The sequence below is a fragment of the Pseudomonas maumuensis genome (assembly GCF_019139675.1).
GTDB lineage: Bacteria > Pseudomonadota > Gammaproteobacteria > Pseudomonadales > Pseudomonadaceae > Aquipseudomonas > Aquipseudomonas maumuensis.
The window spans coordinates 2,079,349-2,104,798 of the sequence record NZ_CP077077.1 but is presented as its reverse complement, the minus strand read 5'-3'; the positions used below and the strand labels follow the sequence as shown (position 1 = coordinate 2,104,798).

The following is a 25,450-nucleotide window of genomic DNA, read 5'->3' as shown; positions in this document are numbered from 1 at the left end:
GCGCCCCATTCAAGACGGCAACTGCACCTGCGGCTTGGTCGAGGCGAAGATCGCCCAGCTGGAAATGAACAGCGCCGCGATCAACGGCCCGATCACGAAACCATTGAGCCCGAACACCGCCAGCCCGCCGAGGGTCGACACCAGCACCAGGTAATCCGGCATCCGCGTATCCTTGCCCACCAGGATCGGCCGCAACAGGTTGTCCACCAGGCCGATCACCAGCACCCCGAACGCCGTCAGCACGATCCCCTTCCACAGCGCCCCGACCAGCAGGAAGTACACCGCCACCGGCGCCCAGACGATCCCCGCGCCCACCGCCGGCAGCAACGACAGGAAGGCCATCAGCACCGCCCACACCAGCGCGCTGGGAATATCCAGTATCCAGAAGATCAAGCCACCCAGCGCACCCTGGGTGATCGCCACCAGCAGGTTGCCCTTGACCGTGGCTCGCACCACGCGCTTGAACTTCAGCTGCAGGCGGCGTTTCTGCTGCTCGGGCAGTGGCACCGCCTGACGCACCTTGCGCGCAAGCTCCGCCCCCTCGCGCAGGAAGAAGAACAGCAGGTAGAGCATGATGCCGAAGCTCACCAGAAACTCGAAGGTGCCCTGGCCGAAGCTGAACGCCTGGCCGGCGAGGAACTGGCTGCCCTGGGTCGCCCACTTGGTGATCTTGTCGCGCAGGCCATCGAGGTTGCCCATGCCCATACGGTCGAGGAAATGCTGGGCGTACGCCGGCAACATGTCCTTGCCGCGCTCGATATAGCCGGCGATATCCAGCTGGCCGCTCTCGATGCGCTGGTACAGCGCCGCCCCTTCCTGCACCAGCAAGGCGCTGATGACGATCACCGGCAGCACCGCCACCAGCAGGCAGGTGCCCAGCGCCGTTGCCGTGGCCAGGTTGCGTCGCCCGCCGAAACGCAGCAATAGGTGGCGTTGCAGTGGTGCGAAGAGGATGCCGAGGATCACCGCCCAGAAAATCGCACCGGAGTACGGCAGCAGGATCCAGATGAAGGCGACGGTCACCAGGGCCAACAGCACGGTCAGAGCTTTGTTCTGCAATACGCTTTCGTTCATTGGCATTCCTCGAGGGCTCAACTCTTTAGTGCGCTGCGCATCGGCAAAAGTGCCGTTGACCCAGATCAATACCCGCACGACGCCACCGCTTTAGCATCCGCGCCTTTTGCCCCCGGTGCGCACCATGATCTCTCTCGCCAAGCCCGAACTGCTCGCCCCCGCCGGCACCCTCAAGACCATGCGCTACGCCTTTGCCTATGGCGCCGACGCGGTCTACGCCGGCCAGCCGCGCTACAGCCTGCGGGTGCGCAACAACGAGTTCGACCACGCCAACCTGGCCCTCGGCATCCAGGAGGCCCAGGCCCAGGGCAAGCGCTTCTACGTGGTGGTCAACATCGCCCCGCACAATGCCAAGCTCAAGACCTTCCTCAAGGACCTCGCGCCGGTGATCGAGATGGGCCCGGATGCGCTGATCATGTCCGACCCTGGGCTGATCATGCTGGTGCGCCAGCACTTCCCACAGATGGCCATCCACCTGTCGGTGCAGGCCAACACGGTGAACTGGGCCAGCGTGCAGTTCTGGCAAGGCTTGGGGCTGACCCGGGTGATCCTGTCGCGGGAGCTGTCGCTGGAAGAGATCGAGGAGATCCGCCAGCAAGTGCCAGAGATGGAGCTGGAAGTGTTCGTGCATGGCGCGCTGTGCATGGCCTATTCCGGGCGCTGCCTTCTATCGGGCTACATGAACAAGCGCGATGCCAATCAGGGCACCTGCACCAATGCCTGCCGCTGGAAGTATCAGGCGACCCCGGCCACCGAGAACGCCACCGGCGACATCGTCCGCGAATTCGAACCCACGTTGGGCATCGGCGCGCCCACTGACCAGGTGTTCCTGCTGCAGGAATCCAACCGCCCCGGCGAAGAGATGCCGGTGTTCGAAGACGAGCACGGGACCTACATCATGAACGCCAAGGACCTGCGCGCCATCCAGCACGTCGAGCGCCTGGCACATATGGGCGTGCATTCGCTGAAGATCGAGGGCCGCACCAAGTCGCACTTCTACTGCGCCCGCGCCGTGCAGTCCTATCGCCAGGCCATCGACGACGCGGTGGCCGGGCGGCCGTTCGACCGCGGCCTGATGGTCAACCTCGAATCCCTCGCTCAGCGCGGTTACACCGAAGGTTTCCTGCGCCGCCACGTACACGACGAGTACCAGAACTACCAGCGCGGCAACTCGGTGTCCGAGCGCCAGCAGTTCGTCGGCGAGCTGACCGGTGTGCGCGTGGACGGCCTGGCCGAAGTGAAGGTGAAGAACCGCTTCGCCGTGGGCGACCACCTGGAACTGATGACCCCGCGCGGCAACTACCACTTCGACCTGCATCGCCTGTGCGACCGCCAGCAGCAGGCCATCGAGGTTGCGCCGGGCGACGGCCATGTGGTGTACCTGCCGATTCCCGAGCAGGTTTCGCTGGAATTCGGCCTGCTGATGCGCGACCTGGAGGGTGGCGAGGCCGCTGCCTGACAAATCTGTAATCCGCGCCTCAGGTGGCTGACAGGCGCTGGCGGCGAGGATCGTGGCAGTTCCGTAGCGAGAGCACGCCATGCCATCGACCCCAACCCGCCGCACCTTCGTCAAGGGCCTGGGCGCCGCCACCGCCCTGGCCGGCCTCGGCCTGTGGCGCCCACTGGCCCAGGCCGCCGAAGGCCGCCTGCCGCTGCACGACCTGAGCGGCCAGCAGTTCGAATTGTTCATCGGCCACACCCCGGTCAACATCACCGGTCGCCCACGCACCGCGCAGACCATCAACGCCAGCCTGCCCGGCCCGCAGCTGCGCTGGCGCGAGGGCGACACCGTGACCCTGCGCGTGCGCAACCGCCTGGATCAGCCCACCTCTATCCACTGGCACGGCATCATCCTGCCGGCCAACATGGACGGCGTGCCAGGCCTGAGCTTCGCCGGCATCGAGCCGGGCGGTGACTACCTCTACCAGTTCACCCTGCGCCAGAGCGGCACCTACTGGTACCACAGCCACTCCGGCTTGCAGGAGCAGGCCGGGGTGTACGGCGCCATCGTCATCGAGCCGCGCGAGCCCGAACCGCACCAGTACCAGCGCGACCATGTGCTGCTGTTCAGCGACTGGTCGGACCAGGCGCCGGAGGCCCTGATGGCCACCCTGAAGAAACAGTCCGACGCCTTCAACTACCACAAGCGCACGGTCGGTGACTTCGTCGACGATGTCGCACAAAACGGCTGGGGCAAGGCGGTCGACAACCGCTGGGCATGGGCGAAGATGCGCATGAGCCCCACCGACCTCGCCGACATCAGCGCCGCCAGCTACACCTACCTGCTCAACGGCCAGCCACCGGACGGCAACTTCACCTGCCTGTTCCAGCCCGGCGAGACCGTGCGTCTGCGCCTGATCAACGCCTCGGCGATGAGTTATTTCGACTTCCGCATTCCCGGCCTGAAACTCACGGTGATCGCCGCCGACGGCCTGCCGGTGACCCCGGTGACCGTGGACGAACTACGCATCGCCGTGGCCGAAACCTATGACGTGCTGGTCACCGTGGGCGACCAGCCTGCCTACACCTTGTTCGCCCAGAGCATGGACCGTACCGGCTTCGCCCGTGGCACCCTGGCCCGCGCGGCGGGTCTGCAGGCACCCGTACCCGAGCCAGACCCACGTCCGGTACTGACCATGGACGACATGGGCCACGGCGGCATGGGTGAGATGGATCATTCGAACATGCCAGCGATGGACCACGGCAACATGCCTGGCATGGACCACTCGGCCATGGCCATGATGCAACGCCACCCTGCCAGCGAGACCGACAACCCGCTGGTGGACATGCAGACCATGGCGCCCCAGGCCAACCTGGCCGACCCAGGCATCGGCCTGCGCGACAACGGCCGCCGGGTGCTGACCTACGCCGATCTACGCAGCCCCTACCCCGATCCGGACGGACGTGAACCGTCACGGAACATCGAACTGCACCTGACCGGGCACATGGAACGCTTCGCCTGGTCGTTCGACGGCATCAAGTTCAGCGACGCCGAGCCGCTGCGCCTGAAATACGGCGAGCGGGTGCGCATCACCCTGGTCAACGACACCATGATGACCCACCCCATCCACCTGCATGGCATGTGGAGCGACCTGGAAGATGAACAAGGGCGCTTCCTGGTGCGCAAGCACACTATCGACATGCCACCCGGCAGCCGCCGTAGCTACCGCGTCACCGCCGACGCCCTGGGCCGCTGGGCCTACCACTGCCACCTGCTCTACCACATGGAGACCGGCATGTTCCGCGAGGTACGGGTCGATGAATGAGAACCGCAACCGCAGCATCGTCACCGGTGTCGCGCTGCTGGCCTTGCTGGCCAGTGAACGGGCCCTGGCCGCGGGCATGGACCACATGAACCATGGCGCCATGCCGATGAACCACGGCCAGATGGACCATGGCAACATGCCCATGGACCACAGTCAGATGAACCACGCGGCGACGCCCCCCAGCCAACCGCGCACGCCCCTGCCAGTGATCACCGACGCCGACCGCCGCGCCGCCTTCCCGCCGCTGCCGGGGCATCAGGTGCATGACCGGGCAACCAACTGGGCGGTGATCGTCGACCAGTTGGAGTACCAGAACTTCGAAAACAGTGGCGCTCTGAACTGGAACGCCAGCGCCTGGGTCGGCGGCGATATCGACCGCCTATGGCTGCGCAGCGAGGGTGAGCGCGAACAGGGCAAGACCCACAAGGCCGAGCTGCAGGCCCTGTGGGGCCATGCCATCAGCCCCTGGTGGGAGCTGGTCGGCGGCCTGCGCCAGGACTTCAAGCCCGCCAGTGGCCAGACCTGGGCCGCCTTCGGCATCCAGGGCACGCCGCTCTATGGCCTGGAACTGGAGGCCACCGCCTACGTCGGCGAGCGACAGCAGACCGCGCTGCGCCTGGAGGCCGGTTACGCTATGCTGCTGACCAATCGCTGGATCCTCGAGCCGACCGTAGAAGCCAACTTCTTCGGGCGCAACGACGGCGGGCGCGAACAAGGCGCGGGGCTGGCCGAAAGCGAGGTGGGCCTGCGCCTGCGCTACGAGATCAGCCGCGCATTCGCGCCCTATGTCGGGGTCAGCTTCAATCGCCTGCACGGCAATCGCGCCGAGCAGGCCCGGGAGGATGGCGAGGACATCGGCCAGACCCGGCTGGTGGCCGGGGTTCGCCTGCGTTTCTGATGCCCACGCAGACCGCCACCTGGCCATTGGATCATACTGTTTCACAGGAGCTTCACCATGCTGCGCAAACACCTGCTCACCCTTGGCCTGCTGGCCATCACCGGCCTGGCCCAGGCCGCCGAGACCATCGATGTCTACCGCGACCCCAACTGCGGTTGCTGCAAGGAATGGATCAAGCACCTGAGCGACAACGGTTTCACCGTCAACGACCATGTCGAGCCGAACATGAGCACGGTCAAGCAGCGCCTGGGCGTAGCGCCACGCCTGGCCTCGTGCCACACCGGGGTGATCGACGGCAAGTTCGTCGAAGGCCATGTGCCGGCCGAGCAGGTACGCTTGCTGGTCAACCGCAAAGACCTCAAGGGCCTGGCCGTACCCGGCATGCCCATGGGCTCGCCGGGTATGGAGATGGGTGACCACAAGGACGCCTACCAGGTCATCGGCGTGACCCAGGACGACCGGGACACCGTGGTCGCCAACTACTGATGCTCAGCCTCTGGGCGCTGTTCCTCAGCGCCTTCGGCGCCGCCACCCTGCTCCCCCTGCAATCGGAGGCAGTGCTGGTCGGGCTGCTGATTCGCGAACCGAGTGCCTGGTCGACCTTACTGCTGGTGGCCACCCTCGGCAATGTGCTTGGTTCCATCGTCAACTGGCTGTTGGGCCGGGCCATCGAGCACCTGCGTGATCACCGCTGGTTCCCGTTCAGCGCCAGCCAGCTGGAACACGCCCAACGCCGCTATCAACGCTGGGGCCAGTGGTCACTGCTGTTGAGCTGGATGCCGGTGATCGGCGACCCGCTGACCTTGATCGCCGGGATCATGCGCGAGCCGTTCTGGCGTTTCGTGCTGCTGGTCACCCTGGCCAAGTGCGGACGCTACATCGTGGTAGTGGTGATCACCCTGGGTTGGTTTCACCGCGGGTGAACAGGCGGGATTCGAAGGGCTGGCTGGAGCCCGCAGGCTCCAGCCAGCGTTACGCTCAAGCTGCTGCGGCAGCCTCCAGGTTGCCGAGCAGGCGCCCTGCCATGTCCAGCTTCTTCTGCAGCGTGTCGACAAACGAGAGCGCGGAGTGGGCCTGCAACAGATTGGGCTCCAACTTACGCTGCCCGAAAAGACCGCCGTAGGAATAAGACTGTCCTATCGCCTTATGATCCAGGACCATTGAAGCAATTGCCTTTTCGGCGGCACTGCCATGTTCGGCAAGACGCTCCAGGTGCTCAAACGACTGGGAGAGCGGACTGCTCGGCCTCTGCAGCGAATTCATGGTCGCAGAGAAGTCATTGCGTGTTGGCAAAGCGACCTCGTCGTCAATCTTGACAAAGGCAAGCTTGACGGCCTTCAACGACGTTACCGGCTCAGGCTGTCCGGCAGTCGTGGCGTAGACTTCTTCAGGCTGCACATCGCTCGCTCCGCCCAACGTGCCAGCCATCACCGAAGGGGCATCGTCGCGTGCATCCAACACGACGGCTGGCCCCTGCACACCAGGCTTCTGGGCGAACAACTCGATGAACTTGGCATCGACCTCTTTGACGAACGCCACCACCGCTTCAGGCCCCACCTGCGCGGGATCCGGAAACTCGGAAAATCGCGAGGCCAGGAAAATCACCGCATCGAGCACCTTGGCGGCAGCCATCGGCTCACTCTGCATCAGTGCGATATTGGCCGGGAAATGGGCTTCCTTCAAAGAGTATCCACCGACAATATCGACCTCGTTGATGCTCGTCTCAACCTTCAGCTCAGGTACAAGCTCGCCCAACTTGACGACATTCGATAACAGGCAGTTGGCTTTACGTATGATGTTGTTGCCCGTGAGCTGCTCCGCATAGCTGGCCATGAACTGCTCGGTTGGCAGGTTCTCCTGCTTGGCCAGTATTCCGCTTGCCTGCGACCTCATGACATCCGGGAGTCCCTTGGCCATCTGTTCGTTGAATGAGCGCATCACGTCCGGCGCCGAAGCCGTGGCCTGCGTCCTAGCTGTCGCGCCACCGGGGCGAAAGCCGAAGAACTCGGCAATCGCAATGAACAGACGCATCAGAATGCCATGCTTCTGCGGTTCCTCATGGCGTGCCAGGCGCTGCGCCGACTCGCTGGTTTTTACCTGCGCGCTGTCACTACTCTTGTTGACAGGGTCCAGTTCGGCACCTGACAGCCAACTGGTTGAAACCGATTCGATCATCGTGCAAACCTCTTCTTGCATCGTTTGACTTGAGGAAAAGACCGCTCTCACGCCAGCATGAGCAGAGGTCGTTTCCGAAGTGTCTTGCCTCCAACATGGTGGAAGCTGAGCGAACGATACCGACGCTGCACATCAGGCCCCATCAGCCCTTATCGCCTTTTTTGCACTTTTCGACGGCCATCTGCCGGATTCAGTGAGCGTTTTTTCACCGACATGAAAAAGCCGCAAGGGTCCATGCCCTTGCGGCTCGCGACATCCTTCCAAGCAGACTGGTGTATTCAGGCCATAATGCCCGCAGCCCTGAACCCCTGATTGTCGTTACGCAGAATCTCCTGAATAAGCTGACACACCTGCTCGATCATCTTCGCCTGGTCGTCGGTGTAACGCTGGAATTGTTCCTTCTGGTTGCTGGCAACCGACGCCTCGAGCTCCTGCTCCTTGGCCCACACATCCTGCAGCGACTTGATGGCGTGGGCGATTCCGGTGCCAAGGGCGGCGCCACTTTGGGCCACGCCATTGAGCGTATGCAGGGTGGAGTTGCGGGTATCGATACCGTTCTGCAGATGCTTGACCTCGATAGCGTTTTCGGCGATCAGCTTTTTCGAGGCCACAGTCACCTCGCCAGGTTGACCATAGCGGGCTGCATGACTGGCTTGCTCCAGCCCTTTGATCGTGCGCGCATCCCCCATGTTTCTGAGCATGCCGTTGGCACCACTGGCCAGCGTGAACAGGCCCAACGCACCACTGACAGCCGCCGAGGCGAACAGCGCGTTGCTGGCGGTTCTCATCCAGCCGATTTGTTCCTTGCTCGCCTGAACGCTGACTTCAGCCTGCGTTCTGCGCCCTTGCGCATTGCCGTCACGCACCTGCATGGCGGCGCGGAGAATGGCCAGCAGGCTTTGCAGATCCTGACTGCAGGGTATCGCCTGCGGCGTGTCGAGGCCGACCTGCCCTGGCCGCTCGCCAGGGGAGATACCCGCCACCGGGCCTGGCATCGCCAGCATCGCCCACAAGGGCTGGGAAGGTTTGCCCGGTTCAATGAGCCGAGAGGAGTGATCGAGGGCAGGCTGTTGATCGATGTGGGTAATGGACAGGTTCATGATTGACTCCTTGATCAAGCGATGAGGTTTCGGCCGGCGATGTCCGCGCAGGCATGGCTGCGTGCGCTCAGCATGTCCAGCAGTTGCTCGAAGCGTTGTTGCTTCTTCGCGAGCACTTGTTCGAGTGCTTTGGTTAGTTGCTCGAGGTACCGATGCCCCTGCTCCAGTTCCAGGCGCATTGCGGCCAGCTCGGCTTCGCTACGCAACGCCAGCGCCTGCATGACCGAACTGGCCGCGTTGCCTGTGCTGGACAGTGTGGTGGTGGTCAGGTTGGCGCCAGTCAGGGTCATCTGCAGCTTGGCCTGGGTGCCGGCGCTGGCGGCCGAGGTGACCCCATTGGCAGCGACGCCCTGGATTTTCTGGCCCACCGACAGGACAGTCTGTGCGACCTTGCCGCTTACTTTGCCGGCCACTTTGGCCACGACCGCCGCCAGGCTGCCACCAAAGGTCAACACGACCGAGGCAACGGCCAGAGCAACCTCCACCGCCATCAGCACCGGCCCTAGGTACTGCATCACTTCCTTGGCGATATGCCCGTCCGAGGCAGCCTGGTTCAACGCCATGGACACCACCCCCATGACCCCCCCGGCGATCATCAGCGCGCCCGTCACGGCGCCCAAGCCGGTCGCGACCATCACCGTGCCCACCACGATGGACGCGATGGCCGCCGCCCAGCCAAACACCTTGGCGAACACGCTTGCCGTGCCGGCGTCCTGATGTCGCTGGTTCACTTGCTCCATTTTTTGCGCATTCAACGCCATCTGCTGACGGTTCTGCTCGGTCACCTGGCGGACCTGCTGGAGGTTGAGATCGGTCTGGCGCGCGCCCAACCGACTCAGCAGCTCGGTGAGCCGAAGATCCAGCTCGGCATCGGAAATCTCTCCGGCAAGCTGCCCGAGTATCAATGCCCCGACGCTGGGTACCGCCGCCAATGCCGGTTGCATGAGCTGCGCAGGATCGATGACCTTCTCGAGCAAACCCTCAAAGTCACGCCCTGCGGCCAGCGGATTGTGAATGGCCGGTGGGTCCAACCTGACGCTGCGCTCTGGCAGGGGCGCCCTCACCATGGATGCGGTACCGATATTACCTGGCAACCGGATGCCGGTGCCGGGCAATGGCGTCTCCATCTCGCTTGCTGCCGCGGTAACGAAAAGCTCAGTGCGCATGGCTCGCGGCCTCTCTCTGTCGCAGCGCGTCAAGCCGTGCCTGCGCCCTGTTGGCCAGTTCGCCATGTTCACCGGTCACGGCCATGGCCTGCGCTTGTTCGTAGCCACTGCACGCCGCAGCCAGATCGCCCAGCTGTTGCTGGCACTCGGCAGCATGGAAGCAGAAGCGTGGATCCTGCGGTGCGAGCATCGCGCCGTAGGCGTAGGCCGGCAGCGCGTCCTGATAACGCTCCAAGGCCTGATACGTGGCTGCCACGCCGAGAAATGCCCGCGCATCGTAGTGGTCAAGCGCCGCCAGCCCCTTGAACAGCGTCAACGCATCCTCCAAGCGCGCCGTCTGGTAGAAGCAGAACGCCTGGGCGTAGAGCGTTTCAAGCTGTGCCGCGTCAACGCCGCGGAGCATGGCGGACGTCCCACCATCGGCGAAGAAAGCTTCGATCACGTCGGCCTCGAGGGCATCGGCGTCGTCCATTCGTTGTGCAGTCATCAATCACCTCAACTCTGCAGAATCTTCGACAGCATCGAGAACCATGTCTCGACGAACTTCATCATCACCTCGGTGGAGGTGGTGTACCGCGACCCCACGTCATTGAGCAGGGTGGTCTGTTCGGTCACTTTGTCGTTGACGATACGGGTTCGATCGCTCAGGGCCTGGGAGAAATTGGCCAACGGGTTGTTGTCTTTATCCCAGGCATAGTGGGATTTCAGGTCGGTCATCGGTCCGCTGACCTTGTGCAGGTGGCGCTCACTGCCATTCGCTGAAACGTCAGCGGGAGTGCCCTCCAGGAACTGTCGTACCGTCACGACTCCAGTACCCTGTGCAGCCAGCAAACGACGCTCCGGGCTGGCCTCCCAGGCAGCCGCATCCAGGTCGTACAGCTGCGGATCGGCGAGGTTGAAGCTTGGATCTTCAAGATCGAAGGTGCCCTTGTCCGCCATGACCAGATTGACCTTCGACTGGATCACGCTGAAGATCTTCAACTCCGCCGTGAGGTTTTTCAGCTGCTCACTGAGCTCGGTACGCTCGGTCTTTTGTTTGTGCATGCGCAAACCCATCGCGCCCATGACCAAGTCGTCCATCTGCAAGCGTTCGCCCAGCCTGTGCAATTGCAAGGGCGCGCCTGGCAGCCAGTTGGCATACGCTTCGAGCAACTGGCACATGGCATCGACATGCTGGTCGCCAAGCGGTCGCTCCAGGAGGCTGTCGAAATAGCTGCGGTTCTCCTTCAGACGTGCCTGCGCCTCGTCCCCGAGCAACGCATCGACTGCCCTCCCCAGGTCTTCCGCGCTCAGGGGCTGACCATGCTCGTTTACCGCCACGAGGTTTTTTTCCTTCAGGAGCGCACCGAGTTTATGGGCATCACGCCAGTTCTCCGACGGCGCGACACGGTCTACAAGCGGCAAGGGCACGGGGCCCTTCAATACGTCAATAGAACTGCTCATCATCTGCTTCCGGTTGGCTGGATACCTCGTCTCGCATAGAGGCTGGCCATGACCAGGCTGAGGTACCGACAGATGAAGTCTATTCAGGAGGTCTCGACCGTTCCGTCAGATCCGGCCGCGATTTTGTAGTTTATGGGACCGTTTTCTGACGTCAGCCAATGCGCCCCAGCGGTTGGATGTTGATCTGCGTGGTGAGCTCCTGGAAGGACAGCACCGGAAGGTCGCAATAGACGCCTTCGATCAACTTGCGCACATAGCGCCGGATGTCCATCGACACCACCAGCACAGGCCTTGCCTGGGCATCGTGCAGGTTGCCTACCGCAGCCTTGACCTGGGCGAGGAAGGCGTCACTCTGCGCCGGTTCCAGGGCGAGATAACTGCCGGCACTGGTCTGGCGGATGCCGTTGCGGATCATCTCTTCGACCGCGGGATCGAGCAGGTAGGCCGGCAATAAATTGTGGCCACTGGCGTACTTGTAGCAGATGTAGCGCTTGAGGCTGCTGCGCACATATTCGGCCAACTGCACCACGTCCTTTTCCTTCTGCCCCCATTCGACCAGGGCTTCGAGGATCGAACGCATGTTGCGGATCGAGATGCCCTCGCCCACCAACCGTTGAAAGACCTCGGTGATACGCTGCAACGGCAGGATCCGCTGCACCTCCTTGACCAGCTCGGCATACCCTTGCTCCATCTGCTCCAGCAGGTAGCGGGTTTCCTGAATGCCGATGAAATCCCCGGCGTACTCGCACAGCACATGGGACAGGTGCCAGGCGAGTACCTGGTCGATGGTCAGGAAGGCACAGCCGGCACGCTCCAGGTGATCACGCTGGGCCTGCTCCACCCAAAGGCTCGCACGCCCGGGAAGGAGTGCCTCGCCCTCTATGTAGGGCACGCCGGCCAGCGCCAGCTGGCTGGGTTTCTCCTGAACCAGAAGATGCGCCTGCATCAACGTGCCACACGCCACCGGCACCTCCTGCAACAAGATGCGGTACTCCCCAGGGCCGAGCGCACTGTTGAAACGCAGGCGGATGCCGGGAAACGGCACACCACGGTCCAGGTAGAGGGCCTCGCGGACCCGCGCCAGCTCATCGTTCAACGAGGCGGCTTCCAGAGCGGCCTGCAACTCGCAGTCCACATCGATGAGCAAAGGCACCGTCAAGGCAAAAGCCTGTGAATCGATACCCGACTTCGCCTTGCCAGCGGGTTTTAGCGTGGGCGCGCCGGCGCCATTGGCCAGCAGCGCCGGCAGACCGCCGCCGAGCTGCTGGCCAGCCTCTTCGAGGCGCCGCTGGCGGATCGCCCACCAACCTCCACCGCCGACCATCAATGCGAGGATGAAGAAAGTGACTGTGGGGAAGCCCGGAATGATCCCGAACAGCCCCAGCAACGCACCACCGATCAGCAGCGCCTTGGGCTGCGCCATCACTTGGCTGCCGATGTTCGCCCCGAGGTCGCGGGCACCCTGGCCGTCGCGGGTGACGATGATCCCCGCGGTGATGGCGATCAGCAACGCCGGCACCTGGCTGACCATACCGTCGCCGACGGTGAGCACCGCATAGAGTTGCAGCGCATCACCCGCGGTCATACCTTTCTGCATCACGCCGATGGCCAGGCCTGCCAGCAAGTTGACGATGATGATCACCAACCCGGCGATGGCATCGCCCTTGACGAACTTCATCGCCCCGTCCATGGCACCGAACATCTGGCTGGCCTTTTCCACCTCGCCACGGCGCTCGCGTGCCTCGTTGACATCGATGACCCCGGCACGCAGGTCACCGTCGATACTCATCTGCTTGCCCGGCATGGCATCGAGGGAAAACCGCGCGCTGACTTCCGCCACCCGCTCGGCACCCTTGGTGATGACCAGAAACTGCACGATGGTGATGATCAGGAACAGGATGCAGCCCACCACCAGGTTGCCGCCTACCACGAAGTCGCCGAAGGTCTGCACGATCTGCCCGGCATCGGCCTCCAGCAGGATCATTCGGGTGGTACTGATCGACAGCGCCAGGCGAAACAGCGTGGTCACCAGCAACACCGACGGGAACACCGAGAAATGCAGCGGCGAGACCACGTACACCGACATCATCAGCAACACCACGGCGATGGTGATGTTCAAAGCGATCAGCAGGTCCAGCAACAGGGGTGGCAGCGGCAGGATCATCATGAACACCACCGCCAGCAGCATCACGGCCAGCATCAGGTCCTTGCGCGCGCCAATATGGCCGAGCATCCGGGTCAGCGGGCTCATGGGCAGGCCTTGCGGCGCTGGTATTCGGCATAGGTGGCCTGGGCTTGCTCCAGTCGGCCGGCCAACTGCTGCGCCTGGCTCAGGCACAGCCACAAAGACGGCTGTCGCTCGCCTGCGTCACGCAGCGCCAGGCACTGCTGCTCGGCCCACGCCCAGTCACCCAGCGCCAACGCCGCCACCACCGCGGCCCGACCCGCCGCGCGATGCTGAGGATCGGCGCGCAACAGCACCTCCAACAGCACCCGTGCCGGTTCGGGCCTGCCGCATTGCAGGTGCAGCCAGGCCAACAGCTGCAGAGTGTCTTGCTGTTCGTTGGACAATTTCACGTATTCACACCTTGAGCAGGAAATTCACGCAGCGCTCCAGCGTGCGCCGGTCGGCCAGCAGCGCTTGCACCAGTACCGCCGCCTGTCGGTCGCCAGGGGCCTGGGACGTAAGCAGTCGCTCCACCAACGCACCCAGCGCATGGGTGAAGCGCTGTGGGTCGTACAGGTTTCTCAACTCTTGCTCGGGTCTGGCATATGCCAGACACAGGCTTTGCACCTGATGCTGCGGGTACAGCTCACGCAAGTGCGCTCGCACAGGCTGCCCCGGCATGGGCGGCGCGTCGTATCCCGGCAGAGGAAGCGCCGTATCGACCGGCGTCCAAAGCGACCAGAGGTCCTGGGCCTGCCCGGCCTGCTCGATTGCACTCATGCCGCCAGCACCTCGGCATGCACGCCGGAAAGCAAACGATAGGCCTCATGCAAGGTGTGTTCGGTCAGTCCGCGCTCATCGAAATCCATGAACAGCACAAGACGCTCGTCAGCCAGCAGACCGCAGCGCAGCGAGAAGCTACCCGTCTGATGTTCATGCACCTGCCTGAGCGCCTCCAGCATGACCCTCTCAAGCATCGCAGCATGCACGGGAAAGCTCAGCCAGAGCGTCACCCGTCCAGCCTGCCGCTCAAGCTGCAAAACGCTGGCATCCGCTAGTTCAAACCGCACAACCGGCTCCTGAAGGTCCACCGGCGGCATACCCAGATCGCCACAGAATCGGCGAACGGCCAAAGTGCATTCGTCCATGCTCATGGCTCCCGCACCCCGCATAGCAGCGCCTCTTCATCGTCGATTGCCTGGTCCATGGCCAACTGCAAGACCGCCAGCAGATGCTCGCGCTGCGCCTCGTCACTGAATACCTGCAGGGGCAGCAAACGGAAGATGCGCTGCAACTCTCGCAGACACTGGATACGTTGCGCCTGCGGACCAATGGGCAACGCCGCGAGCAGGCGCTGGATGTCCTGCACCGTCGCCCAGCGTTTATCGATCAACGCCAGCAGGTCGCTGACCAGGTCAGAAGGTCCGTACGCCACTGGACCCTCCGGCGAGCTGGCGGAACAGCACGGTAGTGTCGCCCTCCAGTTTCTTGAGCGCCTGCACCAGCTTCATGTCGCTGACGACCTGCTGCAGGCGGGCGCTGTCCAGGCTCGAGGACGGCCCGTTGATATGGCTGGCCAGGCCGCTGAGCATGAACTGCGCGACATCGCCGATAGCGGCATCACCAAAGCGTGCGCGCAACTCGTCCCAGGCATGCCGGAGCCCGCGATAACCACACAGGAAGTCGCAGTACACACCACGCAACGCAGCCACATCGGCCACGCCCTGTTCCTCGGCGGCCTGGGCCAGCGGGCCAATCTCGATCGCCAGTTCGATCGCCGGCCCCTGGTCTTGCGCCAAGGCGGCCATGGCCTGATCCAGCTTGCCGGCCAAGCCATGCTCACCGGCAGAAGCGCCCAGCGCCTCACGGGCGTACGCCAACGCCAGGTAGCGATGGCAGGCTTGCGCGGAAAATCCATCCAGGCGCGCGGCCAGCTCACCCGAGGTTAGTTGCGGGTGCTGACGCAACCACGCTACCAACTCATCCAGGGAGCGGCGCTGGACATCCGGCACCTTGGCCAGCATCTCCTCGGCCATTTGACCTGCGCGCATCCCATGCTGGCGCGCATCGGTGACACGGCTGCGCGCACTGAGCCGGGCGTTGGCCAATGACGAGAAGGCCATCGAGACCTCCTCCGCCATGTTGGCCTGCTGCGCCATCGGCGTCACAGGCCGAGCTTGCAGGGCCGCCCCCTGCGCTCCCCAATCGGCCGTCGGCTCAAGCCGCAGAAAACCGATGCCTTCGCTCATCCTCACCTCACTGCCGAAATCAAAGAAAGAGCACATGCTAGAGCCAAGCCCTACGCCGCACTGTCATCGCCAGCCGCTTCTTTTTAGCCTGTCGCCGAATGCACCGGCGAGCACCCGAAAAACTAAAAACATGCGACCCACAGTGAAATCCGCTGCGCGACAGGCTGCCTAGAATGGCGCCCATCATTCATGCCGCAACCCTTCCCATGCCACCATCGTTGCTCCAGATTTCCCAGTCCCTGCTGGCCGCCGTGAACAGTGCCACCCTGGTGCGGGTCAACGGCAAGGTCACCCAGGTCACCGGTACCCTGATCCACGCGCAGGCGCCTGGCGTACAGGTCGGCGAGCTGTGCCGGCTGCGCAAGCCGGGCGGCCAACCTGAACTGCTGGCCGAGGTCATCGGACTGCAGCAGAACCAAGCCTTGCTCGCCCCGCTGGGCGACATGCAGGGACTGTGTACGCGCACCGAGGTCTGCCCCACCGGCGGCACGCACCGTGTGGGCGTAGGCGAACATTTGCTGGGCATGGTGCTGGACGGTCTGGGCAATCCGCTCGACGGCAGCGCGCCCGCCCCGCCACTAGCCTGGTACGCCGTGCATCGGCACGCGCCATCACCCTTGCAGCGCAAGCTTGTCGATACCCCTTTGAGCCTGGGCGTGCGCTGCATCGATGGCCTGCTCACCTGCGCCGAAGGCCAGCGCACAGGCATCTTCGCCCCCGCTGGTGGCGGCAAGAGCACGCTGCTGGCCACACTGCTGCGCAACGCCGAGGTAGACGTGGTCGTCCTTGCGCTGATCGGCGAGCGCGGTCGCGAGGTACGTGAGTTCATTGATCACGAACTCGGCGAACGCGGCCTACGGCGCGCCGTGCTGGTAGTCGCGACCTCCGACCGCCCGGCGATGGAGCGCGCCCGGGCAGCCTTCGTCGCCACCAGCATCGCCGAGTACTTTCGTGACCAGGGCAACAAGGTCCTGCTGATGATGGATTCGCTGACTCGCTTCGCCCGGGCCCAGCGGGAAATCGGTCTCGCCGCGGGCGAGCCACCGACCCGACGTGGCTTCCCGCCTTCGGTGTTCGCTCAACTGCCACGCTTACTGGAACGCGCCGGGCAATCGGACAGGGGCTCGATCACCGCGCTCTACACCGTGCTGGTGGAAGGCGACGACCTGAACGAGCCGATCGCCGAGGAAACCCGCTCGATCCTCGATGGCCACATCGTGCTGTCGCAAGCCTTGGGCGCAGCCAACCATTACCCGGCCATCGACGTGCTGCGCTCGGTCAGCCGGGTCATGAACCAGGTCGTCGCCCCTGAGCATCGTGCCGCCGCAGCTCGGCTGCGCGAGTGGATGGCCCGCTATGAGGAGGTCGAACTGCTGCTCAGGATCGGTGAATACACACAGGGCCAGGACCCCGCCACGGACCTGGCCATCGGCAAACGCGAAGCCATCCGCAACTGGCTGTGCCAACCCCCCCACGAATACACCTCGCTACGCCAGAGCCTCGACCAACTGCTGGAGATCACCCGGTGCCCCTGAACGCCCTTGTCCAGATCAAGCAACGCAGACTGCAACGCGCCGAGCGGGAAGCACAACGCCAGCGAACCCAGTTGCAGGCGGCACAGGCAGACAAGGCGCGATGCATGGCCGCGCACCTGGCCTTTCAACGCGATGCCCGCGAGGAACAACAGCGCCTGTTCGCTGAACATGTCGGCCAGCTGACCGACCGCCGAGCTCTGCAGCACTGGCATCGGCAGGTCGGGCTGCTCGGTGCGCACGAAGCGCGCCTGCGCGCGGAGGTCATGGTCTGCGAGGACGCACTGGCACAACAGCACACGGCCCACGTGCAGGCACAAGCGAAACTCGCCCAGGCCAGGCAAGAACACGATAGTTTCAGCCAGTTGCGCGACCAAGCAAACCTGCGAGCCGCGCGGGTCGCGGAGCACCGGCAGGAACTTGAGTTGGAGGAATGCGTGCTCCAGGGTGGGGGGCGGCCATGAGGACCATGCCTGTACCTGCGTTGCCGCACATCCCGTCCGACACACCTCGCCTATCGCCTCAACCTGGCCAGCGGCTGTTGTTCGAACAACTGCTGGAAACACCATCGACCAGGCACGGCATGCCCGAGGCCCGCGGATATCCTGCCTACCACGAACAGCCCGAGGTTGGTTTTGTGCCAATGCCCAGCCCTGGCGAAGCCCGACAGCAGCGGCCCGCAGCTGAAGCAGCCGGGCTCGCCGATGGCCCAGCTGACACATCGGCGCCCGAGGAAGCCGAAGTCCCGCAGTCGATCTGCTCATGCTCGAGCGAAGACATGCGCCCTGCGCTTGGCGAAGACGTCGAATACCTGAACAGCCCAGCACTGTCAGTGCCTGCCATGGCCATTGAACGTGCGGCGGTGGACCGAGCCCTGCCCCTTGCACGTGTCGAACCGATCCAGGACCTGCAGACGTTGGTGGATCGGCTACAGCTGCAACTGCTCGGCAACAAGGCCGACAACCGCGAGTTAACCTTGCTGCGTGCGCAATTACCGGGACTTGGCCAGGTCGAGGTGCGCATGCATCCCGTGGGTACAGGCTTGCAAGTGGATGTTCATGCCGCGCCAGCCAGCCTGCGACAATTGCAGGTGGCCTGCGCCGACCTGCTCGACCGTTTGCAACGCCTCGATCCTGAACAGCACGTCAGCCTCAGCCTCGCCGCCAACGGTGGTGGCGGCGACCAGGGCTCACGCAACAGGCGTCATGTGCTCGACGAATGGTGGCCCGAACCATGAGCTGGGCAAACTTCCCCTCCGTCGACCCACGGGAGCCGCACCTGCAGCGGCTGCTGAGCCACCGTCAGCGCACCTATGCCGACGGAGAACGCCAAGCCTTGCTGAGCATTGCCACAACCGACGGCGATTTGGATCTGGCCGTGCTGGTCGACTGGCAGGGCATCCCGGCACGCCTGCTGTGCCGCCGGCAGTGCCTGACGCAATGGCTCGCACCGCATTTACAAGGCGCCGATTTCGTCAGCCTCCCCGCGCCGCTACAGCTGGCCTTGCTGCAACGTGACACCCCTTCGGTCCCCGGCCTGCAATGCCTGGGCACCGAACCGGCGGGTGCCACCCAAGCACTACCCTGCCTGCAGGTAACGTTGAAGCACGGCGCAAGCATGCTGACCTGCTGGGTGCAAGGCGACTGCGAGCGCCTGCTGGCCAGCCTGCCAGGACGCCCGGTACGTGATCGCCTGAACATCACCCTGACACTCTCGCTGCAATGGCGCCCCCTCGAACTGACGCTGCATGACCTGCGCGGCCTTGGCACGGGCGACATCCTCCTGCTGCCAACCGGTACGGCATCGCCACCCCGGCTGTTGGGCGTGCTCGACGGCCACCCCTGGGCAGAACTGCTGCTCAACGACACCCATCTGGAGCTAGTTCGCATGCACGATTCGTTACCGCCGCCCGATACCGCACTGGCGGAACTGGAGCAACTTCCCATCGCCGTCAGCTTCGAGGTCGGTCGCCAGACCCTCGACCTGCACACCCTGTCGACCTTGCAGCCGGGTGCCTTGATCGAGCTGCACAGCCCAGTTGAAGCGCAAGTGCGGATCATGGCCAACCAACGCTGCGTGGGCAGCGGCCTGCTGGTGCGGATCGACGGCCGCCTCGGGGTACGCGTGACCCGCCTACTGCAAAGCGAGCCGACATGATCCAGTTGCCGGACGAACTGAGCCTGATCCTTGGCCTGGCGCTGCTGTCGCTGGCCCCTTTCATCGCAGTCATGGCTACTTCATTCCTGAAGATGACCGTGGTCTTTTCCCTGCTGCGCAATGCCCTGGGTGTCCAGCAGATACCACCCAACATGGCCCTGTACGGACTGGCGATCATTCTCAGCGTCTACGTCATGGCGCCGGTAGGCATGGCCACCTACGACTACTTGAACGCCCATGAGACGACCCTCGGCGACGCCCACTCGGTCGAGCGCTTTCTCGACGAGGGCATGACGCCGTTTCGCACGTTTCTCGACAAGCATGTCAACGAGCGCGAGCGCGCCTTCTTCCTCGACAGCACCCGCCAATTGTGGCCCAGCCGCTACGCCGATCAGGTCGATGGCAACAGCCTGCTCGTGCTGCTGCCCGCCTTCACCATCAGCGAGCTGAGCCGAGCTTTCGAGATCGGCTTCCTGATCTATCTGCCGTTCATCGCCATCGACCTGATCATCTCCAACATCCTGCTGGCCATGGGCATGATGATGGTGTCGCCAGTGACCATCTCGCTACCGTTCAAACTGCTGCTGTTCGTCCTGCTCGATGGCTGGGGGCGCCTGTCCCACGGCCTGGTGCTGAGCTACGGAGGATGACATGAGCAGTACCGAGGTTCTGCATTTCGCCAGCCAGGCGTTGTGGCTGGTGTTGATCCTGTCGCTGCCGACGGTGTTGATGGCCGCGCTGGTGGGCACCCTGGTCTCGCTGGTCCAGGCCTTGACCCAAGTCCAGGAGCAGACCTTGGGCTTCGTCGCCAAGCTGGTCGCGGTGGTCGTTACCCTGTTCGTCACCGCTGACTGGATGGGTAGCGAGCTCTATCGCTACACCGACCTCGTGCTCAACCGGGTCCTGTGGGTACGATGACCGTCCAAGCGCTCGAACAGGTCATGCTGAGCTTCAGCCTGATCCTGCCCCGACTGTTCAGCTGCTTCATCATCCTGCCGATCCTCGGCAAGCAGGTACTCGGTGGCGCGCTGGTGCGCAATGGCGTGGCATGTTCGCTGGCGCTGTTCATCTATCCCAGCGTTGCCGAAACGCTCCCAGCCGGCCTGGATGGATTGCAACTGGGGCTGTTGATCGGCAAGGAAGTGCTGATCGGCTTGCTGCTGGGCTTCGTGGTATGCATCCCGTTCTGGGCACTGGAGGCCTGCGGCTTTCTCATCGACAACCAACGCGGCGCGACCCTGGCATCCACCCTAAACCCAATGCTGGGTAGCCAGACCAGCCCCACCGGGGCCTTGCTGGTGCAGACGCTGATCACCCTGTTCTTCACCGGCGGCGCCTGCCTGGGACTACTGGGCGCTTTGCTGGGTAGCTACGTCAGCTGGCCGGTGGCGAGCTTCTACCCACAGATCGGCCCGCAATGGAGCGCGTTCTTCCTGGCCCAGTTCGACTACCTGATGACCCTGTGCCTGCTGTTCGCCGCGCCGCTGCTGATCGCCATGTTCCTCGCCGAATTCGGTCTGGCGCTGATCAGCCGTTTCGCTCCGTCGCTGAACGTTTTCATCCTCTCCATGCCGGTCAAGAGCCTGGTTTGCAGCGCGTTACTGGTGCCCTACCTGTACCTGCTGATGGGGCAGGCCCAGGACCAGGTGTTCGACGCGCTGGCAGCGATGCGCCTGCTCGGCCCGCTACTGGAACAACCATGAGCACCGAGAAGAGTGAACAGCCCACGCGCGGGAAACTACGCGAAGCCCGTGACAACGGCCAGGTGGCCAAGAGCAAGGAGCTGGTATCCACCGTGCTGATCCTCAGCCTGGTGGCATTGCCCTTGGGCTTTTCCGACTACTTCCTCGGACACCTTCGCGCACTGATGCTACTGCCTGAGCACCTGCTGCACTTGCCCTTTCGCCAAGCGTTGGAGCTGATGCTCGAGCAGCTGTTGCGCGAGGTGCTGTGGCTCACCCTGCCGATTCTGCTGACCGCGGTGCTTGCCGCAATCGCGGGAAACCTGCTGCAGAGCGGTTTCATGTTCAGCAGCAGTCCGCTTGCACCCGACCTGAAGAAGGTCAGCCCAGTGGAAGGGCTGAAGCGGATCTTCTCGGTCAGGAACCTGCTCGACTTTCTCAAGTCGTCGCTCAAAGTCCTGCTCCTCGGCGCACTGGTAGTCGGCCTGCTCAGCGACAACCTGCATGCGTTGCTGCGCGTCCCGCTGTGCGGTATCGAATGCATCCTGCCCTTGCTGGGCAGCCTGTTGAGCAAGCTGATCGGAGTCTGTGCCGTCGGTTTCCTGGCGATCTCGGCGGCCGACTATGGCCTGGAGCGCTGGCAGCATCACCAGCAGCTGCGCATGAGCAAGGATGAGGTCAAGCGCGAGCACAAGGAAATGGAAGGCGCTCCGGAGCTCAAACGCGAGCGCCGCAAGCGCCACCGCCAACTGCAGCAAGGTACCTTGCGCGCGGACGTCAAGCGCTCGTCGGTCATCGTCACCAACCCGACCCACATTGCCGTGGGTCTGCGTTACAGGCCCGGGGAAACCCCGTTACCGCTGGTCACCCTGAAGTACACCGATGAGCAGGCGCTACGGGTTCGCCGGATCGCCGAAGAAGAAGGCGTGCCGGTGCTCGAACGTATTCCCCTGGCCCGGGCGCTGTTCGCCGACAGTCTGGAGGAGCAGTACATCCCCGCTGAGCTGATCCAGCCGGTCGCCGAGGTGATCCGCTGGTTGCAGGCGCAAGAGAAGGCATCGCAGGACCAGGGTTTTCTGTAGCGACAGCGCCAGCCGCTCCCACTTTGCGAGAGAGCGCGGCTGAAGCCGCTCCTACAGAGATCGCACCGAATCAGTGGCGAGTGAATCCACAGCCGTCATCGCGCAGGGGCTGCTCGAGGCATTTGCGCTAGACCAGGATCCCACGCTGCGGTAATGGCCGACGCACGGGCAAGCTGTCGTCCCTCGCAGAAGGTCGAACGGGCTGACGAAGCTGCGCCCAAAATACCTGGAGCAGCGCATCGCGCTCCTGGTCATCGCGGATAGCCCGTGCGGCGGCGGCCAGTACGACCTCATGGTCGCGTTCGTCCCGGCTCATGCTCCAGCCTCATCATCCGCATGCCGTTGCGCCAGGGCTCGCCGCAGGGCGGTCAGTTGGCCCTCGATGCTGGCGTCGATGACGTAGCCTTCGGTTTCCAGGCGACAGCCGCCTCCCGCGAGGCGAGTATCGGCACGCACCTCCAGAGGTCCCGCTTCGGGAACATCTGCGAGGACTTCATCGATACGCAGGCGCACCTGGTCCACCTGCTCGGGAGGCACGTGCAGGAGCAGTGCCTCCCGTAGTCGAATCTGCGCCAGCGCCTGGCGGGTGACGGCCAACGTCAACTCGATGGCCGGGTAGGCCCCCAGCACCTTGCCTACCGCCTGGTACACCACCTCGCTCATCTGCCGGTCGGCCCGACGATGGAACTCGGCACAGTGCAATCGCACACTGTGCAGCAGCGCCGCCTGCTCGACCGCAGCCATCTCCAGGCCGACCTCCCGCCCAAGCCGATGCTGCTGCTCGAGTACCGCATCGGCTTGGGCGTCGATGTCGCTGGCACGCTGATGGGCGCCATCGATCAGTTCAGCAGCATCGAGGTAGCGTTGATAGTCACTACTACGCAGTACCGTCAGGTCCGGCGCGATCAGCGGCCGGCTATCGTTCAGTTCAATAAATGGCAACATTGCGGGCTCCTGTCTCGGGCCACTTTCAAGCAAAGGATGCGCGCCAAATCGCGCTGTTCGTCGTCAATCGGCCAGACTGGCAAAACGTCGGTTCCAGGCAACCGCAGCGCCAGGCGCCGGACAAACCCAGGGTCGACCTCGCCACAGGCCTGTAGCCAGAAAGCCAGGCCACAAATGGGCAGGTAGTCATCCAGGGCACCGCTTGGCAGCGCCCGCTGCCAACCGCTCGGCCATGGGCCGATGATCAAGCTGCACTTTTCCAGGCAGTAGCGGTGCCCCTGCTCACCGAGCGCCTGGCGCAAGTACACCTGACCTGCTCGGTCGAGCCTTTGCTGGATGGCCTGGCCATGCAGCAGTCCACCAAGACTGGCCAGCACGCCTTGGAATTCGGGTTGCGGGTAGAGGCCCAGACCGCCCAGTTGCATGGGCATGGCGAAAGGCTCGGCCAGACCCAGTACCGATAGCAACCAAGCATTGATCGAGCTGTCCTGGCGCCATTGCGGCAATACCTGCGCCACCTGCCGCAACGGCTCGGGGCAATGCGCCCTGTGCAGGTAGTGCGCAGGGCAGTAGCGCAGCTGGAACTGGTTCATGCTCATGCCCGTTGACGCCACCACAGGTACTGCGCCAGGTTGCTCAGCACCAACACCCCCAGCAAAGCGCCCACCAGCGCCAACAAGCGCAGACGCGAACCCTCAACGACCTGTATCGACAACAGTGTGGCATGACGTCCTGCGGCCAACGGGTGCCGCGCCTGCGTGGAAGGCACCAGTACGACACTGATGCGCTCGTAGTCCAGGCCTTCGATACTGTTACTCAACAACTGCTTCATCTGCCCGATGTACAGGTCAAGTGACGCATCCGCCGCGTGCTTGATGAAGATCGACGCCGAGGCCGCACGAGCCGACGCGCGTAGGCCATCACGGGGCTCCGGCAACACCACATGCACCCGCGCCACCAACACGCCGTCGATTTCCGAGAGGGTGCGCGACAGTTCCTGGGACTTTACATAGGTCAACCGTGCCTGCTCCTCCAACGGTGACGAGATCAGGCTGTCCCGCGGGAACACGTCATTGACCGTGGAGAACATCTCCCGTGGATAACCCTGGCGCTTGAGCGCCGCCACCGCGTGACCGATGTCGGCCTCGTCGATGAGGATTTTCACTTTGCCGTCCTTGTCCTGCGCCTTCACCGCCTCGATGCCCTCGGCATCCAGCACCGCGAGCATTTCGTTGGCTTCGCGCTGGCCGAGGCCGAGGTACAACTCGACCCGGCACCCGCCCAGCATCAGCACCATAAGAAGCAGCAAACACTGCCAGGCATTCTTCACAGGGCACCTATTGGGCTTTCATGAGTGTTTCGATGTTCTGCGTGGTACGCCCCACGCCCTTGGCAATCAACTCCACCTGCAAGTTGGTGCGTATCAGCGCCCAATGGGCCTCCATCAGCGCCACGGGGTCTCCCGTGCCCGAGACCAGGTTGGCGTGCGCGGCCTGCCTGGCTTCGACGTGCTGCTGGCTGAGCTGCCCGAGGGTGTGCAATACCCCTTCCCCAGAGTTGCCGCCGGTACTGGCCAGCGCTTGTTCGAACTCGGCCACTTGCCCGGCATCGGCCGCCGGTGCCGCCAAGGACTGCAAATCAGTGACCACCTGGGTCACTTCAGTGATGCCAGTCATGAGTCAACCTCCACCTTGAGGGTGTCGTTCAGCAGGTCCATCGCCATGTCGAGCACTTGCAAGCGCTGTTGCTGTGCCGCTGTGTACACCTGCGCATGCTCCGGGGCACCTGGCACCTGCTCGACGAGCAATGTCTGAAAGTGCGCAGCGTCCCGAGCGACATGGACGGGCTGCGAGATCGGAGCACTTTGCGCGCTCGCCAACGGCATCGCGGTCAAGCGGTTCATGCAACCACCTGGGCACGCATGCTTTCGGCGAAGCGGATCAGATCGGCATCCTCGCTCTGCGCCATGTGCTCCAGCCGCCTTTCCAGCGCCGCCATGTAGCCCAGCTGCCGCTCGCACAACGCCAGCCACGGGCCCAGGGATGGCCAGGGTGCCTGAACGCCTTGCGCCAGGGCCTCCTCGCAACGCCCCGCCCCCATCAGGCCGGCAACACGTATCACACAGGCGGCTTCCATGGTTTCCGGCTGCCGGGCAAGCCAGTGCGCAATCGACAAGGCCTCTTCATGGTGACGGTGCTCGACACCCAGCAGTCCCAGGCGCGCCATCAGATTATCCAATGAATGCTCCATGCTCAGAACTTCTGCAGGATGCTGCTGATGGTGTTCTTGAAGGTCTGACCCAAGGTCGCATCGACCTGGAACACGTTCGACCAGATGTTCGAGCGATGGCGCATGTCGGCCAGCAACGCCGGGTCGTCGCTTTTTTCGTTGAGTTTCTTCAGTGAGTCGAGCACGGCCTGGTTGGCTTGTTGCGCCTGCTTGGCCAAACCTTCGTGGACCATGTCCATGGTGTTGCTCGTGCCGTCGTAAAATCCGCCGCTAATGCCTGTCATT

General features: G+C 63.7%; 32 protein-coding genes. 13 read left to right on the top strand and 19 right to left on the bottom strand.

Annotation, left to right across the window (positions count from 1 at the left end; translation table 11 throughout):
- Positions 1-9 precede the first annotated feature (9 nt).
- On the bottom strand, positions 10-1,074 hold the full coding sequence (locus KSS90_RS09710; RefSeq protein ID WP_217869181.1) for an AI-2E family transporter: 1,065 nt from the start codon (positions 1,072-1,074) through the stop codon (positions 10-12).
- Positions 1,075-1,198: 124 nt separating this feature from the next.
- Between KSS90_RS09710 and trhP the strand changes: the two genes are divergently transcribed.
- The 5 genes from trhP (at position 1,199) to KSS90_RS09685 (ending at position 6,161) form a co-directional block, all read left to right on the top strand.
- On the top strand, positions 1,199-2,533 hold the full coding sequence (gene trhP, locus KSS90_RS09705) for a prephenate-dependent tRNA uridine(34) hydroxylase TrhP (protein WP_217869180.1): 1,335 nt from the start codon (positions 1,199-1,201) through the stop codon (positions 2,531-2,533).
- A gap of 79 nt (positions 2,534-2,612) precedes the next feature.
- Positions 2,613-4,340 carry a copper resistance system multicopper oxidase gene (locus KSS90_RS09700; protein WP_217869179.1) on the top strand — a complete coding sequence of 576 codons (1,728 nt, stop codon included), beginning with the start codon at positions 2,613-2,615 and terminating at the stop codon, positions 4,338-4,340.
- A complete protein-coding gene (locus tag KSS90_RS09695; protein ID WP_217869178.1) occupies positions 4,333-5,238 on the top strand; it encodes a copper resistance protein B in 906 nt (301 codons plus the stop codon). The genes KSS90_RS09700 and KSS90_RS09695 overlap by 8 nt, the downstream gene beginning before the upstream one ends.
- A 57-nt stretch (positions 5,239-5,295) precedes the next feature.
- On the top strand, positions 5,296-5,724 hold the full coding sequence (locus KSS90_RS09690; protein ID WP_217869177.1) for a DUF411 domain-containing protein: 429 nt from the start codon (positions 5,296-5,298) through the stop codon (positions 5,722-5,724).
- Entirely contained in the window at positions 5,724-6,161 is a 438-nt protein-coding gene (locus tag KSS90_RS09685) for a YqaA family protein (RefSeq protein ID WP_217869176.1), read from the top strand. Before KSS90_RS09690 ends, KSS90_RS09685 begins: the two co-directional genes overlap by 1 nt.
- Before the next feature lie 55 nt (positions 6,162-6,216).
- Here the strand turns inward: KSS90_RS09685 and KSS90_RS09680 are convergent, their stop codons facing one another.
- The 11 genes from KSS90_RS09680 to KSS90_RS09630 all read right to left on the bottom strand — a co-directional run bounded on the left by KSS90_RS09680 (position 6,217) and on the right by KSS90_RS09630 (position 15,412).
- Positions 6,217-7,413 (bottom strand): hypothetical protein, encoded by a 1,197-nt coding sequence (locus tag KSS90_RS09680; protein ID WP_217869175.1) that lies wholly within the window; start codon positions 7,411-7,413, stop codon positions 6,217-6,219.
- A 278-nt stretch (positions 7,414-7,691) separates the two neighbouring features.
- On the bottom strand, positions 7,692-8,513 hold the full coding sequence (locus KSS90_RS09675; RefSeq protein WP_217869174.1) for a hypothetical protein: 822 nt from the start codon (positions 8,511-8,513) through the stop codon (positions 7,692-7,694).
- A gap of 14 nt (positions 8,514-8,527) precedes the next feature.
- On the bottom strand, positions 8,528-9,679 hold the full coding sequence (gene sctE / locus KSS90_RS09670; RefSeq protein ID WP_217869173.1) for a type III secretion system translocon subunit SseC family protein: 1,152 nt from the start codon (positions 9,677-9,679) through the stop codon (positions 8,528-8,530).
- Positions 9,669-10,166, bottom strand: a complete 498-nt coding sequence (locus KSS90_RS09665) for a SycD/LcrH family type III secretion system chaperone (RefSeq protein ID WP_225933146.1) — start codon at positions 10,164-10,166, stop codon at positions 9,669-9,671. Before KSS90_RS09665 ends, sctE begins: the two co-directional genes overlap by 11 nt.
- A gap of 8 nt (positions 10,167-10,174) precedes the next feature.
- On the bottom strand, positions 10,175-11,122 hold the full coding sequence (locus KSS90_RS09660; protein ID WP_217869172.1) for a virulence-associated V antigen: 948 nt from the start codon (positions 11,120-11,122) through the stop codon (positions 10,175-10,177).
- Positions 11,123-11,273: 151 nt separating this feature from the next.
- A complete protein-coding gene (sctV, locus tag KSS90_RS09655; protein ID WP_217869171.1) occupies positions 11,274-13,373 on the bottom strand; it encodes a type III secretion system export apparatus subunit SctV in 2,100 nt (699 codons plus the stop codon).
- The gene (sctY, locus tag KSS90_RS09650) at positions 13,370-13,699 is read right to left on the bottom strand and encodes a type III secretion apparatus assembly chaperone SctY (RefSeq protein WP_217869170.1); all 330 of its coding nucleotides are present in this window, start codon (positions 13,697-13,699) and stop codon (positions 13,370-13,372) included. Before sctY ends, sctV begins: the two co-directional genes overlap by 4 nt.
- Before the next feature lie 4 nt (positions 13,700-13,703).
- Complete coding sequence (gene sctX / locus KSS90_RS09645) at positions 13,704-14,069, bottom strand: type III secretion apparatus assembly protein SctX (RefSeq protein ID WP_217869169.1); 366 nt, start codon at positions 14,067-14,069, stop codon at positions 13,704-13,706.
- Complete coding sequence (gene sycN / locus KSS90_RS09640) at positions 14,066-14,443, bottom strand: type III secretion chaperone SycN (RefSeq protein ID WP_217869168.1); 378 nt, start codon at positions 14,441-14,443, stop codon at positions 14,066-14,068. The genes sctX and sycN overlap by 4 nt, the downstream gene beginning before the upstream one ends.
- On the bottom strand, positions 14,440-14,724 hold the full coding sequence (locus tag KSS90_RS09635) for a TyeA family type III secretion system gatekeeper subunit (protein ID WP_217869167.1): 285 nt from the start codon (positions 14,722-14,724) through the stop codon (positions 14,440-14,442). Before KSS90_RS09635 ends, sycN begins: the two co-directional genes overlap by 4 nt.
- Positions 14,705-15,412, bottom strand: coding sequence for an HrpJ domain-containing protein (locus KSS90_RS09630; RefSeq protein ID WP_217869166.1), 708 nt, complete (start codon positions 15,410-15,412; stop codon positions 14,705-14,707). Before KSS90_RS09630 ends, KSS90_RS09635 begins: the two co-directional genes overlap by 20 nt.
- Before the next feature lie 332 nt (positions 15,413-15,744).
- On the opposite strand from KSS90_RS09630, the gene sctN reads away from it, so the two are divergent.
- The 8 genes from sctN to sctU all read left to right on the top strand — a co-directional run bounded on the left by sctN (position 15,745) and on the right by sctU (position 21,991).
- The gene (gene sctN / locus KSS90_RS09625; RefSeq protein ID WP_217869165.1) at positions 15,745-17,073 is read left to right on the top strand and encodes a type III secretion system ATPase SctN; all 1,329 of its coding nucleotides are present in this window, start codon (positions 15,745-15,747) and stop codon (positions 17,071-17,073) included.
- Complete coding sequence (sctO, locus tag KSS90_RS09620) at positions 17,064-17,534, top strand: type III secretion system stalk subunit SctO (RefSeq protein ID WP_217869164.1); 471 nt, start codon at positions 17,064-17,066, stop codon at positions 17,532-17,534. Before sctN ends, sctO begins: the two co-directional genes overlap by 10 nt.
- A 314-nt stretch (positions 17,535-17,848) precedes the next feature.
- Positions 17,849-18,307 carry a type III secretion system needle length determinant gene (locus tag KSS90_RS09615; RefSeq protein WP_217869163.1) on the top strand — a complete coding sequence of 153 codons (459 nt, stop codon included), beginning with the start codon at positions 17,849-17,851 and terminating at the stop codon, positions 18,305-18,307.
- A complete protein-coding gene (gene sctQ / locus KSS90_RS09610) occupies positions 18,304-19,227 on the top strand; it encodes a type III secretion system cytoplasmic ring protein SctQ (protein WP_217869162.1) in 924 nt (307 codons plus the stop codon). Before KSS90_RS09615 ends, sctQ begins: the two co-directional genes overlap by 4 nt.
- The gene (gene sctR / locus KSS90_RS09605) at positions 19,224-19,877 is read left to right on the top strand and encodes a type III secretion system export apparatus subunit SctR (protein WP_217869161.1); all 654 of its coding nucleotides are present in this window, start codon (positions 19,224-19,226) and stop codon (positions 19,875-19,877) included. Before sctQ ends, sctR begins: the two co-directional genes overlap by 4 nt.
- Before the next feature lies 1 nt (position 19,878).
- On the top strand, positions 19,879-20,145 hold the full coding sequence (sctS, locus tag KSS90_RS09600) for a type III secretion system export apparatus subunit SctS (protein WP_217869160.1): 267 nt from the start codon (positions 19,879-19,881) through the stop codon (positions 20,143-20,145).
- The gene (gene sctT / locus KSS90_RS09595) at positions 20,142-20,930 is read left to right on the top strand and encodes a type III secretion system export apparatus subunit SctT (protein ID WP_217869159.1); all 789 of its coding nucleotides are present in this window, start codon (positions 20,142-20,144) and stop codon (positions 20,928-20,930) included. The genes sctS and sctT overlap by 4 nt, the downstream gene beginning before the upstream one ends.
- Complete coding sequence (sctU, locus tag KSS90_RS09590; protein WP_217869158.1) at positions 20,927-21,991, top strand: type III secretion system export apparatus subunit SctU; 1,065 nt, start codon at positions 20,927-20,929, stop codon at positions 21,989-21,991. Before sctT ends, sctU begins: the two co-directional genes overlap by 4 nt.
- Positions 21,992-22,303: 312 nt before the next feature.
- On the opposite strand, the gene KSS90_RS09585 is transcribed toward sctU, so the two are convergent.
- The 7 genes from KSS90_RS09585 to KSS90_RS09555 are packed head-to-tail and all read right to left on the bottom strand — an operon-like array spanning position 22,304 to position 25,449.
- A complete protein-coding gene (locus tag KSS90_RS09585; RefSeq protein ID WP_217869157.1) occupies positions 22,304-22,936 on the bottom strand; it encodes an HrpE/YscL family type III secretion apparatus protein in 633 nt (210 codons plus the stop codon).
- Complete coding sequence (locus KSS90_RS09580; protein WP_225933145.1) at positions 22,915-23,529, bottom strand: SctK family type III secretion system sorting platform protein; 615 nt, start codon at positions 23,527-23,529, stop codon at positions 22,915-22,917. Before KSS90_RS09580 ends, KSS90_RS09585 begins: the two co-directional genes overlap by 22 nt.
- Positions 23,530-23,531: 2 nt before the next feature.
- Positions 23,532-24,245: a type III secretion system inner membrane ring lipoprotein SctJ gene (gene sctJ, locus KSS90_RS09575; protein WP_302467767.1), complete on the bottom strand. Its 714-nt coding sequence runs from the start codon at positions 24,243-24,245 to the stop codon at positions 23,532-23,534.
- A 28-nt stretch (positions 24,246-24,273) separates the two neighbouring features.
- A complete protein-coding gene (sctI, locus tag KSS90_RS09570) occupies positions 24,274-24,612 on the bottom strand; it encodes a type III secretion system inner rod subunit SctI (RefSeq protein WP_217869155.1) in 339 nt (112 codons plus the stop codon).
- Positions 24,609-24,839: a hypothetical protein gene (locus KSS90_RS09565; protein WP_217869154.1), complete on the bottom strand. Its 231-nt coding sequence runs from the start codon at positions 24,837-24,839 to the stop codon at positions 24,609-24,611. Before KSS90_RS09565 ends, sctI begins: the two co-directional genes overlap by 4 nt.
- Entirely contained in the window at positions 24,836-25,186 is a 351-nt protein-coding gene (locus KSS90_RS09560; protein ID WP_217869153.1) for a YscG family type III secretion system chaperone, read from the bottom strand. Before KSS90_RS09560 ends, KSS90_RS09565 begins: the two co-directional genes overlap by 4 nt.
- A gap of 2 nt (positions 25,187-25,188) precedes the next feature.
- Complete coding sequence (locus KSS90_RS09555) at positions 25,189-25,449, bottom strand: EscF/YscF/HrpA family type III secretion system needle major subunit (RefSeq protein WP_217869152.1); 261 nt, start codon at positions 25,447-25,449, stop codon at positions 25,189-25,191.
- Position 25,450 lies beyond the last annotated feature (1 nt).

Excerpts from the sequence above, each read along its gene's own strand:
- KSS90_RS09710 (WP_217869181.1), bottom strand. The coding sequence starts at position 1,074 with ATGAACGAAAGCGTATTGCAGAACAAAGCTCTGACCGTGCTGTTGGCC.
- trhP (WP_217869180.1), top strand. The coding sequence starts at position 1,199 with ATGATCTCTCTCGCCAAGCCCGAACTGCTCGCCCCCGCCGGCACCCTC.
- KSS90_RS09700 (WP_217869179.1), top strand. The coding sequence starts at position 2,613 with ATGCCATCGACCCCAACCCGCCGCACCTTCGTCAAGGGCCTGGGCGCC.
- KSS90_RS09695 (WP_217869178.1), top strand. The coding sequence starts at position 4,333 with ATGAATGAGAACCGCAACCGCAGCATCGTCACCGGTGTCGCGCTGCTG.
- KSS90_RS09690 (WP_217869177.1), top strand. The coding sequence starts at position 5,296 with ATGCTGCGCAAACACCTGCTCACCCTTGGCCTGCTGGCCATCACCGGC.
- KSS90_RS09685 (WP_217869176.1), top strand. The coding sequence starts at position 5,724 with ATGCTCAGCCTCTGGGCGCTGTTCCTCAGCGCCTTCGGCGCCGCCACC.
- KSS90_RS09680 (WP_217869175.1), bottom strand. The coding sequence starts at position 7,413 with ATGATCGAATCGGTTTCAACCAGTTGGCTGTCAGGTGCCGAACTGGAC.
- KSS90_RS09675 (WP_217869174.1), bottom strand. The coding sequence starts at position 8,513 with ATGAACCTGTCCATTACCCACATCGATCAACAGCCTGCCCTCGATCAC.
- sctE (WP_217869173.1), bottom strand. The coding sequence starts at position 9,679 with ATGCGCACTGAGCTTTTCGTTACCGCGGCAGCAAGCGAGATGGAGACG.
- KSS90_RS09665 (WP_225933146.1), bottom strand. The coding sequence starts at position 10,166 with ATGACTGCACAACGAATGGACGACGCCGATGCCCTCGAGGCCGACGTG.
- KSS90_RS09660 (WP_217869172.1), bottom strand. The coding sequence starts at position 11,122 with ATGAGCAGTTCTATTGACGTATTGAAGGGCCCCGTGCCCTTGCCGCTT.
- sctV (WP_217869171.1), bottom strand. The coding sequence starts at position 13,373 with ATGAGCCCGCTGACCCGGATGCTCGGCCATATTGGCGCGCGCAAGGAC.
- sctX (WP_217869169.1), bottom strand. The coding sequence starts at position 14,069 with ATGAGTGCAATCGAGCAGGCCGGGCAGGCCCAGGACCTCTGGTCGCTT.
- sycN (WP_217869168.1), bottom strand. The coding sequence starts at position 14,443 with ATGAGCATGGACGAATGCACTTTGGCCGTTCGCCGATTCTGTGGCGAT.
- KSS90_RS09630 (WP_217869166.1), bottom strand. The coding sequence starts at position 15,412 with ATGGCCTTCTCGTCATTGGCCAACGCCCGGCTCAGTGCGCGCAGCCGT.
- sctN (WP_217869165.1), top strand. The coding sequence starts at position 15,745 with ATGCCACCATCGTTGCTCCAGATTTCCCAGTCCCTGCTGGCCGCCGTG.
- KSS90_RS09615 (WP_217869163.1), top strand. The coding sequence starts at position 17,849 with ATGCGCCCTGCGCTTGGCGAAGACGTCGAATACCTGAACAGCCCAGCA.
- sctQ (WP_217869162.1), top strand. The coding sequence starts at position 18,304 with ATGAGCTGGGCAAACTTCCCCTCCGTCGACCCACGGGAGCCGCACCTG.
- sctR (WP_217869161.1), top strand. The coding sequence starts at position 19,224 with ATGATCCAGTTGCCGGACGAACTGAGCCTGATCCTTGGCCTGGCGCTG.
- sctS (WP_217869160.1), top strand. The coding sequence starts at position 19,879 with ATGAGCAGTACCGAGGTTCTGCATTTCGCCAGCCAGGCGTTGTGGCTG.
- sctT (WP_217869159.1), top strand. The coding sequence starts at position 20,142 with ATGACCGTCCAAGCGCTCGAACAGGTCATGCTGAGCTTCAGCCTGATC.
- sctU (WP_217869158.1), top strand. The coding sequence starts at position 20,927 with ATGAGCACCGAGAAGAGTGAACAGCCCACGCGCGGGAAACTACGCGAA.
- KSS90_RS09585 (WP_217869157.1), bottom strand. The coding sequence starts at position 22,936 with ATGTTGCCATTTATTGAACTGAACGATAGCCGGCCGCTGATCGCGCCG.
- KSS90_RS09580 (WP_225933145.1), bottom strand. The coding sequence starts at position 23,529 with ATGAACCAGTTCCAGCTGCGCTACTGCCCTGCGCACTACCTGCACAGG.
- sctI (WP_217869155.1), bottom strand. The coding sequence starts at position 24,612 with ATGACTGGCATCACTGAAGTGACCCAGGTGGTCACTGATTTGCAGTCC.
- KSS90_RS09565 (WP_217869154.1), bottom strand. The coding sequence starts at position 24,839 with ATGAACCGCTTGACCGCGATGCCGTTGGCGAGCGCGCAAAGTGCTCCG.
- KSS90_RS09560 (WP_217869153.1), bottom strand. The coding sequence starts at position 25,186 with ATGGAGCATTCATTGGATAATCTGATGGCGCGCCTGGGACTGCTGGGT.
- KSS90_RS09555 (WP_217869152.1), bottom strand. The coding sequence starts at position 25,449 with ATGACAGGCATTAGCGGCGGATTTTACGACGGCACGAGCAACACCATG.